Genomic DNA, 16,713 nt, shown 5'->3' with positions numbered 1-16,713 from the left:
CATGCGCGCGCCGAGAGGCCAAGTCCTTATCCAGTTCAAACGCGTTTCAGGCCGGCGTCAGCCGGCGCAGGCCTTGATGAAGCGGCGCACGGTTTCGGCCATTCCGTATTCGAGCGCGTCCGCTGTCAGCCCATGCCCGATCGAGACTTCGGCGAGCTGCGGCAGGCGGCGGACCAGCGGCGGAAGGTTCGCCACCGTCAGGTCGTGCCCGGCATTCAGCCCGAGCCCGAGCGCCGATGCGGCATCGCCCGCCGCGCCCAGGGTGCCGAGCCAGCCTTGCGCCGCCACCGGGTCGGAATGCGTGCCGCCATAGGGGCCGGTATAAAGCTCGACGCGATCGCACCCCGTTGCCGCCGCCGCCCCCATGATGTCGGGATCGGCGTCTGCAAAGAGCGAGACGCGCATCCCCTCCCCTTTCAGGCGTTCCACCACGCCTTTCAGAAGAGCTCGATGGGCGCGGAAGTCCCATCCGTGGTCGGATGTCGGCTGGGACGGATCGTCCGGCACCAGCGTCACCTGCTCCGGCCGGCTGTCCCGAACCAGCTGGAGGAAGTCCTCGCTGGGATAACCCTCGACGTTGAACTCCGCGCCCGGAAACTCCTCGTCGATCAGGCGGCGCAGGACGGGCAGGTCGGGAAAACGGATATGGCGCTGGTCGGGACGCGGATGCACCGTCAGCCCATGGGCGCCGGACTGAAGGGCGACACGCCCCAGATTCTCGACGCTCGGCCAGGGCAGGTCGCGCCGGTTGCGCAGCATGGCGACGGCGTTGAGGTTGACCGAAAGCTCGCAGGGCATGGGGTGAAACGTCTCCTCCGGTTGTCGCGTGCGGGCGCCTTGCGCTGATTACTTGACGATGGTCAGCCGCTCGGCCGCGCGCGTGATGGCGGTATAGAGCCAGCGCTCGCGCGAATCCTTGAAGGCCCAGCTTTCGTCGAACAGCATGACGTCGTCCCACTGCGAGCCTTGCGCCTTATGGACGGTCAGCGCGTAGCCGTAGTCGAAATCGTCGTAGCGCTTCTTGGTCGCCCAGGCGATTTCCGCCGACGGGTTCTCGAAGGCTTCCTTCAGAAGCTTGATCTTCGCCATGCCCTTGTCGATCTCGTCGTCCTCGGGTTTGACGAGAAGGCTGGTCCCCGGCTTCACCGTTTCGGGCGAAGCGGTCATCACCTGCCAGAGCGAGCCGTTGAGGAGGCCCTTGGCGGGGTCGTTGCGCAGGCACACGAGCTTGTCGCCCGACTGCGGCAGCGCGCCGGTGAAGCCCTTCAGCTCGCGCAGGCGGTTGTTGTAGAGGCGGCGCGTCCGGTTGGTGCCGACCAGCACCTGATCGGCCGCCAGCACCTCGTCGCGGTCCACCTCGCGCTTGGAGATGACCTTGGCGGCGCCATGGTCTCCGAGCGCGATCGGCCGCCCTTCGCGCGCGTCCAGCGCGAGCGAAAGGATCGGGTTGTCGCGCGCCTGCCGGTGGATCTCGGTGAGAAGAAAGTCCGGCTCGGCCTCCGTGAAGAAGCCGCCGCCCGACACGGGAGGAAGCTGGCCGGGATCGCCGAGCACCAGGATCGGCGTGCCGAAACTCAGGAGATCGCGTCCCAGCGCCTCGTCCACCATCGAGCATTCGTCCACCACGACGAGCTTGGCCTTGGCGACCGGGCTCTGGCGGTTGAGCGAAAAGGTCGGCGACACGCGGCCAGTCCCAGTCGTCTCGTCCTCCGCCGCCTCCTTGCCGCGCGGGCGGTAGATCAGGGAGTGGATGGTCTTGGCGGATTTGGCGCCCTTGGAGCGCAGGACCTGCGCCGCCTTGCCGGTGAAGGCGGCGAACTGGACGCCCCCTTCCACCCCTTCGGCGAAGTGGCGCGCAAGCGTCGTCTTGCCCGTTCCGGCATAGCCGAAGAGGCGGAAGATCGGCTGGTCGCCGCGCTGGAGCCATTCGGCCACCCGCACCAGCGCCTCGTCCTGCTGGGGAGAGAACTTCATGGGCTTTCGCGTCGCAGAAATCGGCCGGCGCGGCAAGCCTTTCAGCGCAGCATCGGCCAGAGCGTCGCCAGGAGCGCCAGCCCCATGGCGATATTGAAGATCCGCAGGCGCTTCGGATCCGACAGGAAGCTGCGAAGGGCGACGCCGAACCCCGCCCAGCTGGACACGCTGGGAAAGTTGACGAGCGCGAACGCGCTTCCCACAAGCAGCACCGACAGGACCGGCCGTTCGGCATTGGTGTAGGCGCCCATCGCGACCAGCGCCATGGCCCAAGCCTTCGGGTTCACCCACTGGAACCCGGCCGCCTGCAGGAAGGTCAGCGGCCGGCTGGCGTCCTTCGCCTCGCCAATGGAGCGGGAAAAGGCGATCTTCCAGGCGAGCCAAAGCATGTAGGCGACGCTCGCGACCTTCATCGCCGTCTGGATCGGCGGATAGGCGTGGATCACCGCGCCGAGGCCGAAGCCGACCGCGATCAGGAGCACGAAGAAGCCGATCCCGATCCCCAGCATGTGCGGGATCGTGCGCCGGAACCCGAAGTTCACGCCGGACGCCATCAGCATCATGTTGTTGGGCCCCGGCGTGATCGAGGTCACGAAGGCGTAGACGAGGAGCCCGAGAAAGGCGTCCAGCGGCATGGGTCGACTCCTCGCGGAAGATGTTCGAGCCCCTAGAGCTCGTGGATCGGGTCCTTGCCGCGGCTCATGGCGGCGACGCCCGTGCGGCACACCTCGACGAGGCCGAGAGGGGCCATGATCTGGATGAACTTCTCGATCTTCGACGTCTTGCCGGTGATCTCGAACACGAAGTGATCGGTGGTGGAATCCACCACCTTGGCCCGAAACACGTCGGCGAGCCGAAGCGCCTCGACGCGGTCGTCGCCGCTCCCTGCGACCTTCACGAGCGCCAGCTCGCGCTCGATCGGCCCGTCCTCGCCCTGGCCCGTCGCCGCCTTGGTCAGGTCCACCACCCGGTGCACCGGCACGATCCGGTCGAGCTGGCTCTTCACCTGCGCGATCACGCCCGGCGCGCCGCGCGTCACCACGGTGATGCGCGACAGGTGCTTGGTGTGGTCGGTCTCGGAAACCGTGAGGCTCTCGATGTTGTAGCCCCGCCCCGAGAACAGGCCGATGACGCGCGCCAGGACGCCCGGCTCGTTGTCCACCACGATCGACAAGGTGCGCGCCTCGATCGGCGGCTTCTCGTCGGAAATGAAGTAGGCGGACGCGGGCGGCTGGACGGGTAGGTTCATGACGGGTCTCGGATGCGGATCGGAGGGGGAATGGGCCGGCGGAGCTTATGCCCCGCCGTAAGCGCTTAGACCAGCGCCTTGCCCTTGGCGTCGATGGCATTGGCGACCGCCTCGTCGCTCGCCTCGTCGGGCAGCAGGATCTCGTTGTGCGCCTTGCCGGAGGGGATCATCGGGAAGCAGTTCGTCAGGTTGGCGACGCAGCAATCGAAGATCACCGGGCGGTCCACCGCGATCATCTCGCGGATACCGGCGTCGAGATCCCCCGCCTTCTCGACGCGCAGACCGACGCCGCCATAGGCCTCGGCGAGCTTCACGAAGTCCGGCATGGCCTCCGAATAGGAGTGCGACAGGCGGTTGCCGTGGAGAAGCTGCTGCCACTGGCGCACCATGCCCATGTACTGGTTGTTCAGGATGAACACCTTGACCGGGGCACCGTGCTGGACGGCGGTGGAGAGCTCCTGCGTCATCATCTGGATCGAGGCGTCGCCCGCGATGTCGATGACGAGTGCGTCCGGATGCGCGATCTGGACGCCGACCGCCGCCGGCAGGCCGTAGCCCATCGTGCCGAGCCCGCCAGAGGTCATCCAGCGGTTCGGCTCCTCGAAGCCGTAGAACTGCGCCGCCCACATCTGGTGCTGGCCGACCTCCGTGGTGATGAAGGTCTTGCGGTCTCTGGTCAGCTCATAGAGGCGCTTCACCGCATGCTGGGGCAGGATGACGTCGCCCTCCTGGCGATAGGCGAGGCAGTTCCTCGCCTTCCAGCCGGCGATCTGGTCCTTCCAGAGGCTGAGCGCCTCGGCGTCCACCTTCGCGCTCGTTTCGCGCCAGACGCCGATCATCGCCTCCAGCACATGCGCCACGTCGCCGATGATCGGCAGATCGACGCGCACGTTCTTGTTGATCGAGGACGGGTCGATGTCGATGTGGATCTTCTTGGAGTTCGGCGAGAACGCGTCGAGGCGCCCGGTGATCCGGTCATCGAAGCGCGCGCCGATGCACACCATCACGTCACAGCCGTGCATCGCGAGGTTGGCTTCGTAGGTGCCGTGCATGCCGAGCATGCCGAGCCAGTTCTCGCCGCTCGCGGGATATGCGCCGAGGCCCATCAAGGTCGAGGTGATCGGAAAGCCGGTCATCTCGACGAACTCGCGCAGGAGGCGCGAGGCTTCCGGCCCGGAATTGATCACGCCGCCGCCGGTATAGAGCACCGGGCGCTTGGCCGAGGCGATCAGTTCCACCGCCGCGCGGATGCGGCCGGGATCGGCGTCGAGCTTGGGCGCATAGCGCTGCTTGGCGCGCGACTGGGACGGGGGCGTATAGGTGCCCGTAGCGAACTGGACGTCCTTCGGGATATCGACGACGACGGGACCGGGACGCCCCGAGGTCGCCACATGGAACGCCTCATGGAGGATCTCGGCGAGATCCTCAACGCTTTTGACCAGCCAATTGTGCTTGGTGCAGGGGCGCGTGATGCCGACCGTGTCGCATTCCTGGAAGGCGTCCGAGCCGATCAGGGTGGTCGGCACCTGCCCGCTGATGCAGACGAGCGGGATCGAGTCCATCAACGCGTCCTGCAACGGGGTCACCGCGTTGGTGGCGCCGGGGCCGGACGTCACCAGCATCACGCCGGGCTTGCCGGTGGAGCGGGCATAGCCCTCCGCCGCGTGGCCGGCGCCCTGCTCGTGGCGCACCAGGATGTGCTGGACCGCGTCCTGCTGGAACAGGGCATCGTAGATCGGAAGAACCGCGCCGCCGGGATAGCCGAAGAGATGCTCGACGCCATGGTCCTTCATCGCCTGAACCACCATCTGGGCGCCGGTCATCTGGCGGATGGAGCTATCGATCGTCGTTGCGGTCATGGGGTCGCCTGCTCGGTTCTTGATGCTTTGGAGCGGTTCGCTCGGGGCTTCGTTTCCAGGGAAATTCGGGCAATAAAAAAGGCCCTTCGAGGGGCCTTGGTTTGCGCACACGTGGCTGGAGCCGGACGGTCGTCAGACCGCCTCGCGTGTGCGCATTCGTACGATAAGGAGCGTGTTCTTCGTCATGGGGCGGGAGACTAGTCGCGTCCCCCCACCCCGTCAACCGCTCAATTCGCCCAATGCCTCATTTCATGTTGGCGTCGACAATGCCGGCGAACTCGCCGGTGGCCTTGGCCAGGTGCAACCATTGGTCGACATAGGCCTTGAACGCCTCGTCGCCGCGCGGCAGCATGATGCCCATCTCGCCGTATTGTAGGGGTTCGTCCGGGTTGATCGCGCACAGGCCCGGATGCAGCTTTTCCTGAAGCTTCACCTCCACCGATTCGGCCACCATCACGTCGGCCCGGCCCTCCAGGATCTCGCGAAAGATCGTGCGGTTGTCGGGAAACAGTGAAATCTCGGCCTTGTCGAAACTGGCGCGGGCAAACTTCTCGTTGGTGCCGCCGGGGTTCACGACGACGCGGGTGCCGGGCTGGTTGATCTTGGCGACGCTGTCGTACTTGCCCTCATCCTCGCAGCGCGCGATCGGCGCCTTGCCGTTGACGAGATAGGGCTGGCTGAAGCCGACCTCGCGCTGGCGCGCGAGCGTCACCGAGATGCCGGACAGGGCGACGTCGCATTTCGTTTTGAAATCGGCGAGGAGGTCCGACCATTTCGTCGCGACGAAGACAGGCTCGGCATCCAGCGATTTCGCCAGCGAGCGCGCGAGATCGATGTCGATGCCTGAAAACTCGCCGCTGTCACCCTCGCGATAGGAGAAGGGGCGGTAGTCGCCGGTGGCGCAGACGTTCAAAACCTTGCGCGCGACAACGTCGTCGAGGCGGCTTTGCGGGTCCGCAGCCTGCGCGAGCGAGCTCGCCGTCAGGAGCGCCGATACGAGGAGGGTGCGCAGAACAACCATCACGGGTAACCACCTTGCGTTTGGAACGATGGTTCGACGGGTATCCTCCACGCGCAAGGCGCGTCAACCGGCGCGCATCACCCCTTCATCCGCGCCAGCGCTGCGGACGGGTCGAGATCGGGCGAGCGAATATGCCCGTAGCGTGACAGGATCAGCGCGTAGACGCCGAAGGCGACGAGGCCGAGCCCCGTCGCGGACAGGAGCAGCCAGCCGTAGGGCCAGGAGCCGATCGCCGTCAGCGCATCCTCTAGCCCCGGCATATGGTCAGCCGACCAGCGCGATGCGCCGGTGAACAGGAGAAACGCGAGCGCCAGAAACACGAGGCCCCGCGCCACCAGGCCGAAGCGGCACACCGCCGTCATCCACCGCTCGTGCCGGGCCGGCAGCGACAGGAAACGCAGGAAGTCGCCGCTCCAGGCCTTCTTGGCCTGCGAGGCGGCGACGCCCAGCATCACGAGGCCGGCGGGGATGGTGAACCAGGGCCCAAACAGCGGCGCCCAGCGATCGAGAATACTGGAGCCGCCTTCCCCTCCACCGGTGGATACGCCGAACAGGAGCGAGCCGGCATAGAGCGCCAGACCGAGATAGGCGAAGCCCGAGGCCAACCGCCCGGCCCGCACCGCCAGTCCCTTGGCGTCCGAACCGTAACCATCGGCATCCAGGATCGCCTGGAGGAAGCGCCAGAACGAGAACAAGGGCAGAGCGATCACCAGAAGCACGAGCATCACGCTACCGAAGGGCGAGCCGACGATGCGCGAGATCGCCTCCTCCTCGCTCAAGGTTCCACCGCCGGCAAAGGCGGTGCGGAAGGCGAAATAGCCGATGACGATGAACACGGCCGCCCGCGCGAGATAGCCGAGCCGGGCGCCTTTCTCGATGGCGTCGCGATGGTCGCGAACGGGGATCGGCGTCGAGGACATGGGCTCTCCGGCAGCGGGTTTGGATCTTGCCGCCGGGGAACGGGTCGATCAGCGACGCGGTTCCCCGGCTAGCCGATCGAGGTCCACCGCCTCGGCATTCTCCACGCGCAGCCAGTCGTCACCGAACTGGTTGCGGAACCAGGTTTCCTGGCGCTTGGCATATTGCCGGCTGCGCGTCACGGCGAGGTCGCGCGCCTCGTTCAGCGTCAGCTTCCCTTCACCGTGCGCCAGAAGCTCGCGAAGGCCGATCGCCTGACCGGCGAGCCCTTCGAGCGCTATCTCGCCGCGCGCCGCGAAGGCTCTGGCCTCCGCCAGGGCTCCATCCGCCAGCATCATGTCGAAGCGGCGGGAGATGCGCTCGCGCAAAACGGCGCGATCGGGCGTCAGCACGAGCTTGCAGGCGCCCGCCGGATCGATCAATGCCCGCCCCTTGCCGCCGCGCAGCTCGCCCAACGGCCGCCCCGTCGTCTCCACAAGTTCCAGCGCGCGCACAATGCGCAACGGGTCGCTCGGGCGGATCGTAGCGCCAGCGGCCGGGTCGCGCCGCGCGAGTTCCGCATGCAGCACCTCCGGCGGCTCGGTCGCGCCGCGCCCGCGCCAGCGACGGCGGATCGCATCGGGGATCTCCGGCAGGTCGTCAAGGCCGCCGAGCAGCGCCTTGAAGTAGAGCCCCGTGCCGCCGCAAAAGACCGCCACCTTGCCGCGATCGAAAAGCTCGCGCAGAAGCGGCTCCACCTCCCGCGCCCAGGCACCGGCGGAATAGGATGCGGCCGGATCCACATGGCCATAGAGACGATGCTCCACACCGCCCATCTCCGCTTTGGTCGGTCTAGCGCTCAGGATGCGCAGGCCGTCGAAAACCTGCATGGAATCGGCGTTGACCACGACCCCGCCGACCTGCGCCGCCAAGCGTACGGCCAGCGCCGACTTGCCGCTCGCGGTCGGCCCGGCTATCAGGATCGCCGTCGGTTTCTCCATGTCAGGTCGGCTCTTCCATGTTCGTGGTCACCCTTCTGTCGGCGCGTCAGGACCCTCGCGTTTCCCGCACCTTGGCGGAAGCCACCGCAGACGAGATCGGCGAGGCCGAGACCGTCTGGCTGGAGCATGACGTCGCCTGCGATCTCGTCACCCGCGAGAAGCCGTCCGCCGCCACGATGGAGCGCCTGCGCCGCCTCGCCCTCGACGAGAGCGTCGATTGCGTGGTGCAGGAGGCGGAGGGGCGTCGCAAGCGGATTCTCCTGGCCGACATGGATTCCACCATGATCGACGAGGAGTGCATCGACGAACTGGCCGCCGCGATCGGCATCAAGGATCAGGTGGCGGCGATCACCGCGCGCGCGATGAACGGCGAGATCGCCTTCGAGCCGGCGCTGCGCGAGCGCGTCGCCCTTCTGAGGGATCTGCCCGTTTCCACGATCGCGGATGTGATCGCCCATCACATCACGCTCGCCGACGGCGGCTCCACGCTGGTGCGCACGATGAACGCGAACGGCGCCCATACGGCGCTCGTGTCCGGCGGCTTCACCGCCTTCACCACGGTGATCGCGGAGAAACTCGGCTTTGCCGAAAACCGCGCCAATGTCCTGAACGTATCGGGCGACCGCTTGAGCGGCACGGTGGCGGAGCCGATCCTCGGAGCCGAGGCCAAGCTCGCCGCCCTGCGCGAGATCGCAGGCCGCCTCGGCGTCACGCCGGATCAAGCGATCGCGGTCGGCGACGGCGCCAACGACCTGCCGATGATCCTGGCGGCGGGCACCGGCGTCGCGATTCATGCCAAGCCCGCGGTGGCCGCCAAGGCGCCGCACCGGATCGACCACGGCGACCTCACCGCTCTCCTCTTCATTCAGGGCTATCGGGCCGGCGAATTCGTCGGCTGATGGATGGTCTGGCGACGGAACGCCTGATCCTTCGTCGCTGGCGCGAGGCGGATCAGCCCATCTTCCATCGCCTCAACGCCGATCCCACCATCATGCGCTTCTTCGACAAGCGTCTGCCGCGCGCGGAAGCCGATGCTGCGATGGATCGCTGGAACGCTGGTCTCGACGAAAACCGCATGAGCTTTCTGGCCGCCGAACGGCGCACGGACGGCGCGGTGATCGGAACGATTGGCCTGTCGCCGATCGTCGAGGACGCCTATCCCTTCGCGCCGGCGGTTCAGATCGGCTGGCGCCTCGTGCCGGAAGCGGAGGGCTTCGGCTATGCGACGGAGGGCGCTCGGGCGTGTCTTGCCTATGGGTTCGAACGATTGGACCTGGCAGAGATCGTCGCCCAGTGCGTCGTCGAAAATCGCGCGTCGGAAGCCGTGATGCTGCGCCTCGGCATGCGTCTTCGCGATACGTTCGACCATCCGAAGGTGTCGGCCGAGACGCATCCCGAGCTTCGCCGCCACAGCCTCTACGCCATCACGGCCGAGGCGTGGCGCGGCGCCTAGTCGATCGGCACCACCACGAAGCGCAGGTCGCCGGCGCGGTCGGCGAGCAGCAGGAGCGCGTTGCGCCGGCCGTCGGCCTTCAGCTTAGCGAGCTTTTCGCGCGCGTCGGCAGCGTCCTTCACCGCTTCCTGTCCGATTTCCTTGATCACCGTGCCCGCTTCGATGCCCTTGTCGCCGGCGGCCGAGCTCGGCGCCACCTCGGTGACGACGACGCCGGTCAGCCCGTCGGCGAGGTCGAAGCGCTTGCGCGATTCGTCGCTGATATCCGATAGCTGAAGCCCGAGAAGCGGCGCGGGCGCGGTTTCCGCCGGTGCGTTCGCTTCGCCTTGCTCCGGCGTATCGTCCTCGTCGGGTTCCGCTTCCTCGCTGTCCTCCAGCCGGCCGAGCGTGATCTCGACCTTCACGGGGCGTGCCGGGGTGTCCAGGTTCTCCTTGCGCAGGATATCGAGCACCACGCGCTTGCCGACTTCCGTTTCGGCGACGATGCGCGGCAGATCGCGCGAGGTCGCGATCTCGCGCCCGTCGAAGCGGGTGATCACGTCGCCGATCTCGATCTGCCCCGTATCGGACGGACCGTCCGGCACGACCCCCATGACCAGCGCGCCCTTGGCGTTCGGCAGGCCCAAGCCGTCGGCGATCTCGTCGGTCACCTCCTGAAGGCGGATGCCGAGCCAGCCGCGCCGCGTTTCGCCGAATTCGCGCAGCTGCCCGACGACGCTTTCGGCCAGAAGCGAGGGAATGGCGAAACCGATGCCGATCGAGCCGCCGGTGGGCGAGATGATCGCCGTGTTGATGCCGATGACCCGGCCGTACATGTCGAACAGCGGACCGCCGGAATTGCCCCGGTTGATCGCGGCATCGGTCTGGATGAAGTTGTCGTAGGGCCCGGCGTTGATGTTGCGCCCGCGCGCCGAAACGATGCCGACCGTGACCGACCCGCCGAGGCCGAACGGGTTGCCGATCGCCATCACCCAGTCGCCGATGCGCACATGTTCGCTGTCGCCGAACTCGACGGCGGCCAGCGGCGCTTCCGGCTCGACCTTCAGGACCGCGATATCGGTCTTCGGGTCGATGCCGACCACGGTCGCGTCGAGCTGGCTCCCGTCGGCGAAGTTGACGGTGATCTCGTCGGCGTCCGCAATCACGTGGTTATTGGTGATGACGATGCCGGCGGGATCGATCACGAAACCCGAGCCCAGCGACTGGACGCGGTTGGAGCCGTCGCCCTCGCCCCCCTTCAGGAGATCGTCGAAGAACTCCTGAAGCGGAGAGCCTTCCGGCGCGCTCAAGGGGGGTGTCGGCTGCGCCTGCCCGCCCTCGACCTTCTGCGAGGTGGAAATATTGACCACGGCCCCGAGCAGCCGGTCCGCGAGATCGGCGACGGAAGCCGGTCCCTGCATGCGCGGCTGCGCGGACCCTGGCGCGGGCGACGGGGGAACGCCGGGTGCCGAGGGGTTGACGGTTTCGCTGCGCGGCGGCTGCGGCGCGATCGGCTGCCCCTCGGACGGCGGAGCGATCACCCCTTGAGCCGAAGCCCCCTGCCCGCCGAGCGCCAGCCCCAGGGTCAGAAGGGCGAGGCGCGAAACGCTGGCCATGCGGGAGTGGGAAGCGATCATGAAGAATCCTCGGCCGAACGGGAGGGGCATGGGCGAGCCGTGGGGGAAAGGCAAGCCGATAAAAGCGTTGGAATCAAGAAGCCCGCCGCCTTTCCGGCAGCGGGCTTCGTATGGGATCGCGTGTTGGATCAGTTGGCCGGTGCGGGCGCCGGGGGAGGCGACGCTGCCGCAGGCGGCGCCGGCGGTGCAGCCGCCGCGGCAGCGGGCGGCGTTGCGGAGGACGCCGAGGCGCTCCCGGCCGCGGGGCCGCCGGGGCGCTCGAAGTAGCGGAAGAACTCCGAATCGGGGCGCAGCAGCATGGTCGTCCCCCCATTTTCCAACGCGGTGCGATAGGCCTGCATCGCGCGGTAGAACTGGAAGAACTCCGGGTCGCGCTGATAGGCGGAGGCGAAGATGGAAGACCGCTCCGCCTCGCCCTCGCCCTGAAGGATCTCGGAGTCGCGACGCGCGTCGGCCACCGTTTCCGACAGGTTGCGATCGGCCGCGGCGCGGATCTCACGGGCCGAAACGCGGCCGCGCGCGCGCACCCGCTCGGCCTCGGCCAGACGCTCGGCCCGCATGCGGGCATAGGTCTGCTGCGACACGTCGTTGGTCAGGTCGGTGCGGCGGATGCGCACGTCCTGCAGATTGACGCCGAGCGAGGCCGCCTCAGGTCTGATGAGATCGCGGACCTCGACCATCATCTGCGCGCGCTCATCCGAAAGGGCGGACTCGAAGTTTCGGCGACCGTAGACGCTGCGCACGGCCGAATCGAACCGATTGCGCAGGCGCTGCTCGCCCTGTTCCACCGAACCCGAAGCCGCCTGCCGGAATCTGGCGGCATCGTCGATGCTGTACACAAGGAACGCGTCGACGATGTAGAAGGCACCGCCCGATACCTGGACCCGGATGTTGTCGAGATCGAGCCGCAGCAGACGGTTCGGCAGGATCTGGATATTGTCAGCGCCCGCGAAGTTGGCCGGCAGCTTGAAGTAAAGGCCGGGGTCGGTGACCACCCTCTGGATCTGGCCGAAGCGGGTCACCACCGCCTGATTGCCCTCGCGGACGATGAAGACGGAATTGTAGAGAACGAAGAGGCCGACCAGAACGACCGCGAGAACGCCATAGACGCGGTTGCTCATCGGGTCGCCCCCTGGACGCTGGAAAGGTTGACGCCCTGGGTCGGCGCGGGCGGTGTCGGCGCGGCGGTCGTGCCGCTGGGCTGGATGGTGCGCGTCCCGCCGACCGCGTTGGGTGCCGACGCGCTCGGGCGCTGAAGCTCGTTCAACGGCAGGTAGGGCACGACACCCTGTCCATTCGCGCTGGGGTCCATGATGACCTTGGCGGAATTTCCGAGCACGCCCTCCATCGTTTCGAAATACAGGCGCTGGCGCGTGATCTCGGGCGCCTGCTCGTATTCCTGGAGAATCGCGCTGAAGCGCTGCGATTCGCCCTGCGCCTCCTGAACCACGCGGTTCTTGTAGGCCGCCGCGTCCTCGCGGATCTGCACCGCCTCGCCTCGCGCGCGACCGAGCTGTTCGTTCTGATAGCGGCGCGCCTCGTCGATGAACTGCGCCTCGTTCTGCTCGGCGCGCTGGACCTCTTCGAAGGCGTCCGCCACGTCGGAGGGGGGTGCGGCTTCTTGGATCGTGATCTGATTGACCACGAGGCCCGACCCGTAATTGTTGAGCGTGTCCTGGGTGATGGCGCGCACCTGCTCGGCGATGCCGGCACGGTCGTCGCGGAACACGTCCTCGACGGGACGCCGGCCGACGACCTCGCGCATGGCGCTTTCCGCAACCTGACGTAGAAGGGACGGCGGGTCCTGGACCTTGAAGAGATAGTCCACCGGCTTCTCGACCCGGTAGTTCACGGTGAACTGGACATCGACGATGTTCTGATCGCCCGACAGCATCAGGCCCGACGTTTCGCCGCCCTGCGTTCCCCCGATCGTCACCTGGCTTTCGGAGGTGGAAACGGTCTCCACCGTCTCGAACGGCCACATCACGAAATGGAGCCCCGGCTCGGAAAGCTGCTCGTTGGGCTTGCCGAACAGGAGTTCGACGCCCCGCTCGTCCGGCTGGACGGTGTAGACCGCGTTCATCAGCCAGACGACGCCGAGGCCGATGACGGCAAGGCCCGCGAGCGCGGCGCCGCCGCCCGAACCCGCGCCACGTCCGCCGCCGCCTCCCGGCATGGCGCGGCGAAGCCGATCCTGGCCGCGACGCAGGATGTCCTCGAGATCAGGCGAGTTGTTGTTGCCGCCGGGGCGCGGACCCTGCGGTCCCTGCCCCCAGGGTCCGCCGCCGCCGCCGCCTTTCCAGCCGCCGTTCCCCGTCTGATTGCTCCAGGGCATGGATGTCCTTCCGATAAACCTCGAGAACGCATTCGGGCCGGATGCCCGGATGCGCGTCGTCAACTCCTTATAGGAACCGCAAAATCGCGTTTCAACGCGCGCTTCCCGCGAATGATCGACCGCCCCGCGCCATGGTTAGCGCCTGCCTCATCCGGCAGGGCGGTGCGGGCATCGCGATCGAGGCTCGCCCGGCGCGCTCAGGCCGCCGCTTGCCGCGCCCGCTCCCAGAGCTCGAAACGCGTGGAGGCGCTGTCGCGCGGGCCTTGAGAGCCCGGCTCGGAGGCGGTCAGCTCGAAGCCTTGCCCTCCCGGATCGGGAAAGAACGCGTCGCCGTCCGGCGCCGCGTCGATCACGGTTCGCGCGATGCGCGCGGTCAGCGGCATGAAGGCGCGGTAGATCTCGCCTCCCCCCGCGATCACGATTTCGTTCGCGCTGCGCCGATCCGCCGCATCGTGCGCCTTGGCCAACGCATCTTCCACCGAAGACGCCAGAATCGCCCCCTCGAAGGGCAGGCTCCCCGCATGGGTCAATACGATCGTGTCGCGCCCGTCGAGCACGCGGCCGATGGATTCCAGCGTGCGCCGGCCCATGATCATCGGCTTGCCCATGGTGAGCGCGCGGTAGCGCTTGAGATCGGAGGGGATCGACCAGGGCATCGCGCCGCGAAGGCCGATCACCCCGTTGCGGGCAGTGGCCACGACGGCGACGAGAGGAAGCCCGTTCGTCATCCCCTTAGACCGCCACCGGCGCAGCGATGTGCCCGTGCGCCTCGTAGCCCTCGATCGCGATGTCCTCGAAGCGGAAGGCGAAGAGGTCGCGCACGTCCGGGTTCAGGACGAGACGCGGCAGCGCGAGCGGCTCGCGCGTCAGCTGCAGGCGGGCCTGTTCGAGATGGTTGTGGTAGAGATGCGCGTCGCCCAGCGTGTGGACGAAGTCGCCGGGCTGGAGGCCGGTCACCTGCGCGACCATCTGGGTCAGGAGCGCGTAGGAGGCCATGTTGAAGGGCACGCCGAGGAAGATATCGCCCGAGCGCTGGTAGAGCTGGCAGGACAGCCGGCCGTCGGCGACATAGAACTGGAACAGGCAGTGGCAGGGCGGCAGCGCCATCTCGTCCACCAGCGCCGGGTTCCAGGCCGAGACGATCAGGCGGCGCGAGTTCGGGTTGCGGCGAATCTCCTCGACGACGTTCGCGATCTGGTCGATATGACCGCCCCGCCCGTCCGGCCAGGAGCGCCACTGCGAGCCATAGACCGGTCCGAGATCGCCGTTCTCGTCGGCCCATTCGTCCCAGATGCGCACGCCGTTGGCCTTGAGATAGGCGATGTTGGTTTCGCCTCTTAGGAACCAGAGAAGCTCGTGGATGATGGAGCGCAGGTGAAGCTTCTTGGTGGTGACGAGGGGAAAGCCCTCGGCCAGATCAAAGCGCATCTGATGGCCGAAGACGCCGCGCGTTCCCGTTCCCGTCCGGTCGCCGCGATCCGTACCGTGGTCGAGCGCGCGGGCCAGGAGATCGAGATATTGCTGCATGATGCCTCCCAAGCGCGGGCCGAGTGCGATGGATTCCCCATTTCGGCCGCCGGAGTCGATACGCCCGAAGCGCCTTTCAACCGATTCCTCCGCCCCGCCCGCGATTTCCCGTCTTTTCACGGCGCCCGGGAAACCCTATATTCCTCCGTGCCGGACTTGTTCCGGCTATGGCGATAAACGGCCGATGAAATAAACCTTTCGGACCCGGGGGCGGTACCCGGCGCCTCCACCTGAGCCCACCCGCGACGCGTGGGTTGAGGCGGGGGCGAAATAGGATCGACGAGGGTGTAAAGATCGTTCTTTCGCTCGGCATGGTACCACCGTCATCGGGCTGTAAAAATAGTTGCCAACGACAACTATGCGGAAGCCCGTCTCGCCGCGTAACGCGGTGCGATAGCTTCGAATCAAGCCCTGTGGGTTCGCACTCATAGGCGGGGTCCGGAGGCACCTGGCAACAGAAGCCTCCACTTCTTTCGAAGGGCCCGGTCGGGGCTCGAAGCCGAGCGTTTGCGAATTCAGGACCACCGATGGGCCAGGACCTTATCCGATACGATGTTCTGGCGCAGGATGCCCTGCGCGGGGTGATCCGCAAGGTGCTGAGCGAGGTCGTGAAGACCGGTCTGCCCGGCGAGCATCACTTCTTCATCACCTTCCTGACCTCGGCGCCCGGCGTGCGCATCTCCTCGCGCCTGCGGGAAAAGTATCCCGAACTGATGACGATCGTCATTCAGCACCAGTACTGGGACCTGTCGGTCAACGACACGGCCTTCGAGGTCGGCCTGTCCTTTTCCGATATCCCCGAGCGCCTCCTGATTCCGTTCAGCGCCATTCGCGGCTTCTACGACCCGGCCGTCAACTTCGAGCTCGAATTCGACGTGCGCGACATGGACGCCGCGAACTCGCAGGACGAGGACACCCCCGCCCCGACCGCGCTGGCGCCGGTCGCCACCGCCCCGGTCGCGGTGAAGCCCGCCCCGGCCAAAGCCCCCGCCGCAAAGGCCGCGGCTTCGAAGTCCGCCTCGAAGGAGGCGGCGCCCAAGCCGGAAGCCGACGATAAGGCGGCATCCGAAAAGGGCTCGGCCGACGTCGTCTCCTTGGACGCGTTCCGCAAGAAGACCTGACCCTTGGGCGAGGTCGTCAATCTGCGTCAGGCGCGAAAGCGCGCCGACCGACAGGCCGCGCAGTCGCAAGCGGCCGAAAATCGTGCCAAGCACGGGCGCACGAAGGGCGAGAAGGCGAAACTGCGCGTCGAAACCGAGCGTGCCGAGCGGCAACTCGACGACGCGCGTCGGGATCGTTCCGATCGGGGCAGCTATTCCAACGACGAGTAGAGAGATGGCGCGTACGGCGATGACAGGACGGGTGTCTGTTTCGCCGCTCTCCTGCCTTGCGTCTCACGCCCGCGAGATCCGGTCCGAGTCCTTTGGGAGCCCTGCTGGAGCCCATTTGCGATGATCGAAAAGCGCTCCCTGTCGATCCGAGGACACCGAACCTCCATCAGCCTGGAGGACGCCTTCTGGCTGGAACTGAAGGCGATCGCCGCGCGGCGCCACACCAGCCTCGCCGCCCTGATCGCCGAAATCGACGGCGCCCGCGCGCCCGAGACCAATCTGTCCTCCGCCATCCGGCTGCATGTCCTGGCCAGCGTCATGGCGCGCCTGCCGACCCACGACTGAGCGAAGAAACCGCGCATCAGCCACGCTTGGGGCTGGCCAAGCGCCTCGCCCGGCCCGAACCTTCCGGAGAGCGGTGATGTCGTCACTGCGCGATCCTCCTTCGGG

Annotated in this window: 18 protein-coding genes and 1 other RNA gene; 6 read left to right on the top strand and 13 right to left on the bottom strand. The window is 67.2% G+C overall.

Annotation, left to right across the window (positions count from 1 at the left end):
- Positions 1-57 precede the first annotated feature (57 nt).
- The 8 genes from H7A85_RS07235 to miaA form a co-directional block, all read right to left on the bottom strand.
- On the bottom strand, positions 58-798 hold the full coding sequence (locus H7A85_RS07235; protein ID WP_182085251.1) for a pyridoxine 5'-phosphate synthase: 741 nt from the start codon (positions 796-798) through the stop codon (positions 58-60).
- Positions 799-846: 48 nt separating this feature from the next.
- A complete protein-coding gene (locus H7A85_RS07230; protein ID WP_182085250.1) occupies positions 847-1,974 on the bottom strand; it encodes an ATP-dependent RecD-like DNA helicase in 1,128 nt (375 codons plus the stop codon).
- Between the two features lie 41 nt (positions 1,975-2,015).
- Entirely contained in the window at positions 2,016-2,609 is a 594-nt protein-coding gene (locus H7A85_RS07225) for a LysE family translocator (protein WP_182085249.1), read from the bottom strand.
- Positions 2,610-2,641: 32 nt separating this feature from the next.
- Entirely contained in the window at positions 2,642-3,223 is a 582-nt protein-coding gene (ilvN, locus tag H7A85_RS07220) for an acetolactate synthase small subunit (RefSeq protein WP_182085248.1), read from the bottom strand.
- Positions 3,224-3,288: 65 nt separating this feature from the next.
- Complete coding sequence (locus H7A85_RS07215; RefSeq protein ID WP_280514909.1) at positions 3,289-5,082, bottom strand: acetolactate synthase 3 large subunit; 1,794 nt, start codon at positions 5,080-5,082, stop codon at positions 3,289-3,291.
- 244 nt (positions 5,083-5,326) lie between these two features.
- Positions 5,327-6,103: a transporter substrate-binding domain-containing protein gene (locus H7A85_RS07210; protein WP_182085536.1), complete on the bottom strand. Its 777-nt coding sequence runs from the start codon at positions 6,101-6,103 to the stop codon at positions 5,327-5,329.
- 77 nt (positions 6,104-6,180) lie between these two features.
- Positions 6,181-7,023 carry a DUF1206 domain-containing protein gene (locus H7A85_RS07205; protein ID WP_182085247.1) on the bottom strand — a complete coding sequence of 281 codons (843 nt, stop codon included), beginning with the start codon at positions 7,021-7,023 and terminating at the stop codon, positions 6,181-6,183.
- 48 nt (positions 7,024-7,071) lie between these two features.
- Positions 7,072-8,001, bottom strand: coding sequence for a tRNA (adenosine(37)-N6)-dimethylallyltransferase MiaA (gene miaA / locus H7A85_RS07200; RefSeq protein WP_182085246.1), 930 nt, complete (start codon positions 7,999-8,001; stop codon positions 7,072-7,074).
- Between the two features lie 17 nt (positions 8,002-8,018).
- Here miaA and serB point away from each other — a divergent pair, with 17 nt between their 5' ends.
- Both serB and H7A85_RS07190 read left to right on the top strand, forming a co-directional pair.
- Entirely contained in the window at positions 8,019-8,900 is an 882-nt protein-coding gene (serB, locus tag H7A85_RS07195; protein ID WP_182085245.1) for a phosphoserine phosphatase SerB, read from the top strand.
- Positions 8,900-9,454 (top strand): GNAT family N-acetyltransferase, encoded by a 555-nt coding sequence (locus tag H7A85_RS07190; protein WP_182085244.1) that lies wholly within the window; start codon positions 8,900-8,902, stop codon positions 9,452-9,454. The genes serB and H7A85_RS07190 overlap by 1 nt, the downstream gene beginning before the upstream one ends.
- On the opposite strand, the gene H7A85_RS07185 is transcribed toward H7A85_RS07190, so the two are convergent.
- The 5 genes from H7A85_RS07185 to H7A85_RS07165 all read right to left on the bottom strand — a co-directional run bounded on the left by H7A85_RS07185 (position 9,451) and on the right by H7A85_RS07165 (position 14,932).
- Positions 9,451-11,070 (bottom strand): Do family serine endopeptidase, encoded by a 1,620-nt coding sequence (locus H7A85_RS07185; protein WP_244631024.1) that lies wholly within the window; start codon positions 11,068-11,070, stop codon positions 9,451-9,453. The genes H7A85_RS07190 and H7A85_RS07185 overlap by 4 nt on opposite strands.
- Positions 11,071-11,198: 128 nt before the next feature.
- Complete coding sequence (locus H7A85_RS07180; protein WP_182085243.1) at positions 11,199-12,191, bottom strand: protease modulator HflC; 993 nt, start codon at positions 12,189-12,191, stop codon at positions 11,199-11,201.
- Positions 12,188-13,405, bottom strand: a complete 1,218-nt coding sequence (gene hflK, locus H7A85_RS07175; RefSeq protein WP_182085242.1) for an FtsH protease activity modulator HflK — start codon at positions 13,403-13,405, stop codon at positions 12,188-12,190. The genes H7A85_RS07180 and hflK overlap by 4 nt, the downstream gene beginning before the upstream one ends.
- A gap of 197 nt (positions 13,406-13,602) precedes the next feature.
- Positions 13,603-14,133 carry a dihydrofolate reductase gene (locus tag H7A85_RS07170; RefSeq protein ID WP_182085241.1) on the bottom strand — a complete coding sequence of 177 codons (531 nt, stop codon included), beginning with the start codon at positions 14,131-14,133 and terminating at the stop codon, positions 13,603-13,605.
- Positions 14,134-14,137: 4 nt separating this feature from the next.
- Positions 14,138-14,932 carry a thymidylate synthase gene (locus H7A85_RS07165; protein ID WP_182085240.1) on the bottom strand — a complete coding sequence of 265 codons (795 nt, stop codon included), beginning with the start codon at positions 14,930-14,932 and terminating at the stop codon, positions 14,138-14,140.
- Positions 14,933-15,041: 109 nt separating this feature from the next.
- Between H7A85_RS07165 and ssrA the strand changes: the two genes are divergently transcribed.
- From ssrA to H7A85_RS07145, 4 genes are all read left to right on the top strand, one after another.
- Positions 15,042-15,401: a transfer-messenger RNA gene (ssrA, locus tag H7A85_RS07160) on the top strand.
- A gap of 58 nt (positions 15,402-15,459) precedes the next feature.
- Positions 15,460-16,053, top strand: coding sequence for an SspB family protein (locus H7A85_RS07155; RefSeq protein ID WP_182085239.1), 594 nt, complete (start codon positions 15,460-15,462; stop codon positions 16,051-16,053).
- Between the two features lie 3 nt (positions 16,054-16,056).
- The gene (locus tag H7A85_RS07150) at positions 16,057-16,263 is read left to right on the top strand and encodes a DUF4169 family protein (protein ID WP_182085238.1); all 207 of its coding nucleotides are present in this window, start codon (positions 16,057-16,059) and stop codon (positions 16,261-16,263) included.
- A 120-nt stretch (positions 16,264-16,383) separates the two neighbouring features.
- Complete coding sequence (locus H7A85_RS07145) at positions 16,384-16,608, top strand: ribbon-helix-helix domain-containing protein (protein ID WP_182085237.1); 225 nt, start codon at positions 16,384-16,386, stop codon at positions 16,606-16,608.
- Positions 16,609-16,713 lie beyond the last annotated feature (105 nt).

The sequence above is a fragment of the Aureimonas sp. ME7 genome (genome assembly GCF_903970965.1).
Taxonomy (GTDB): Bacteria; Pseudomonadota; Alphaproteobacteria; order Rhizobiales; family Rhizobiaceae; genus Aureimonas.
The sequence above is the reverse complement of the archived record's forward strand: the minus strand, read 5'-3'. Positions and strand labels throughout refer to the sequence as shown.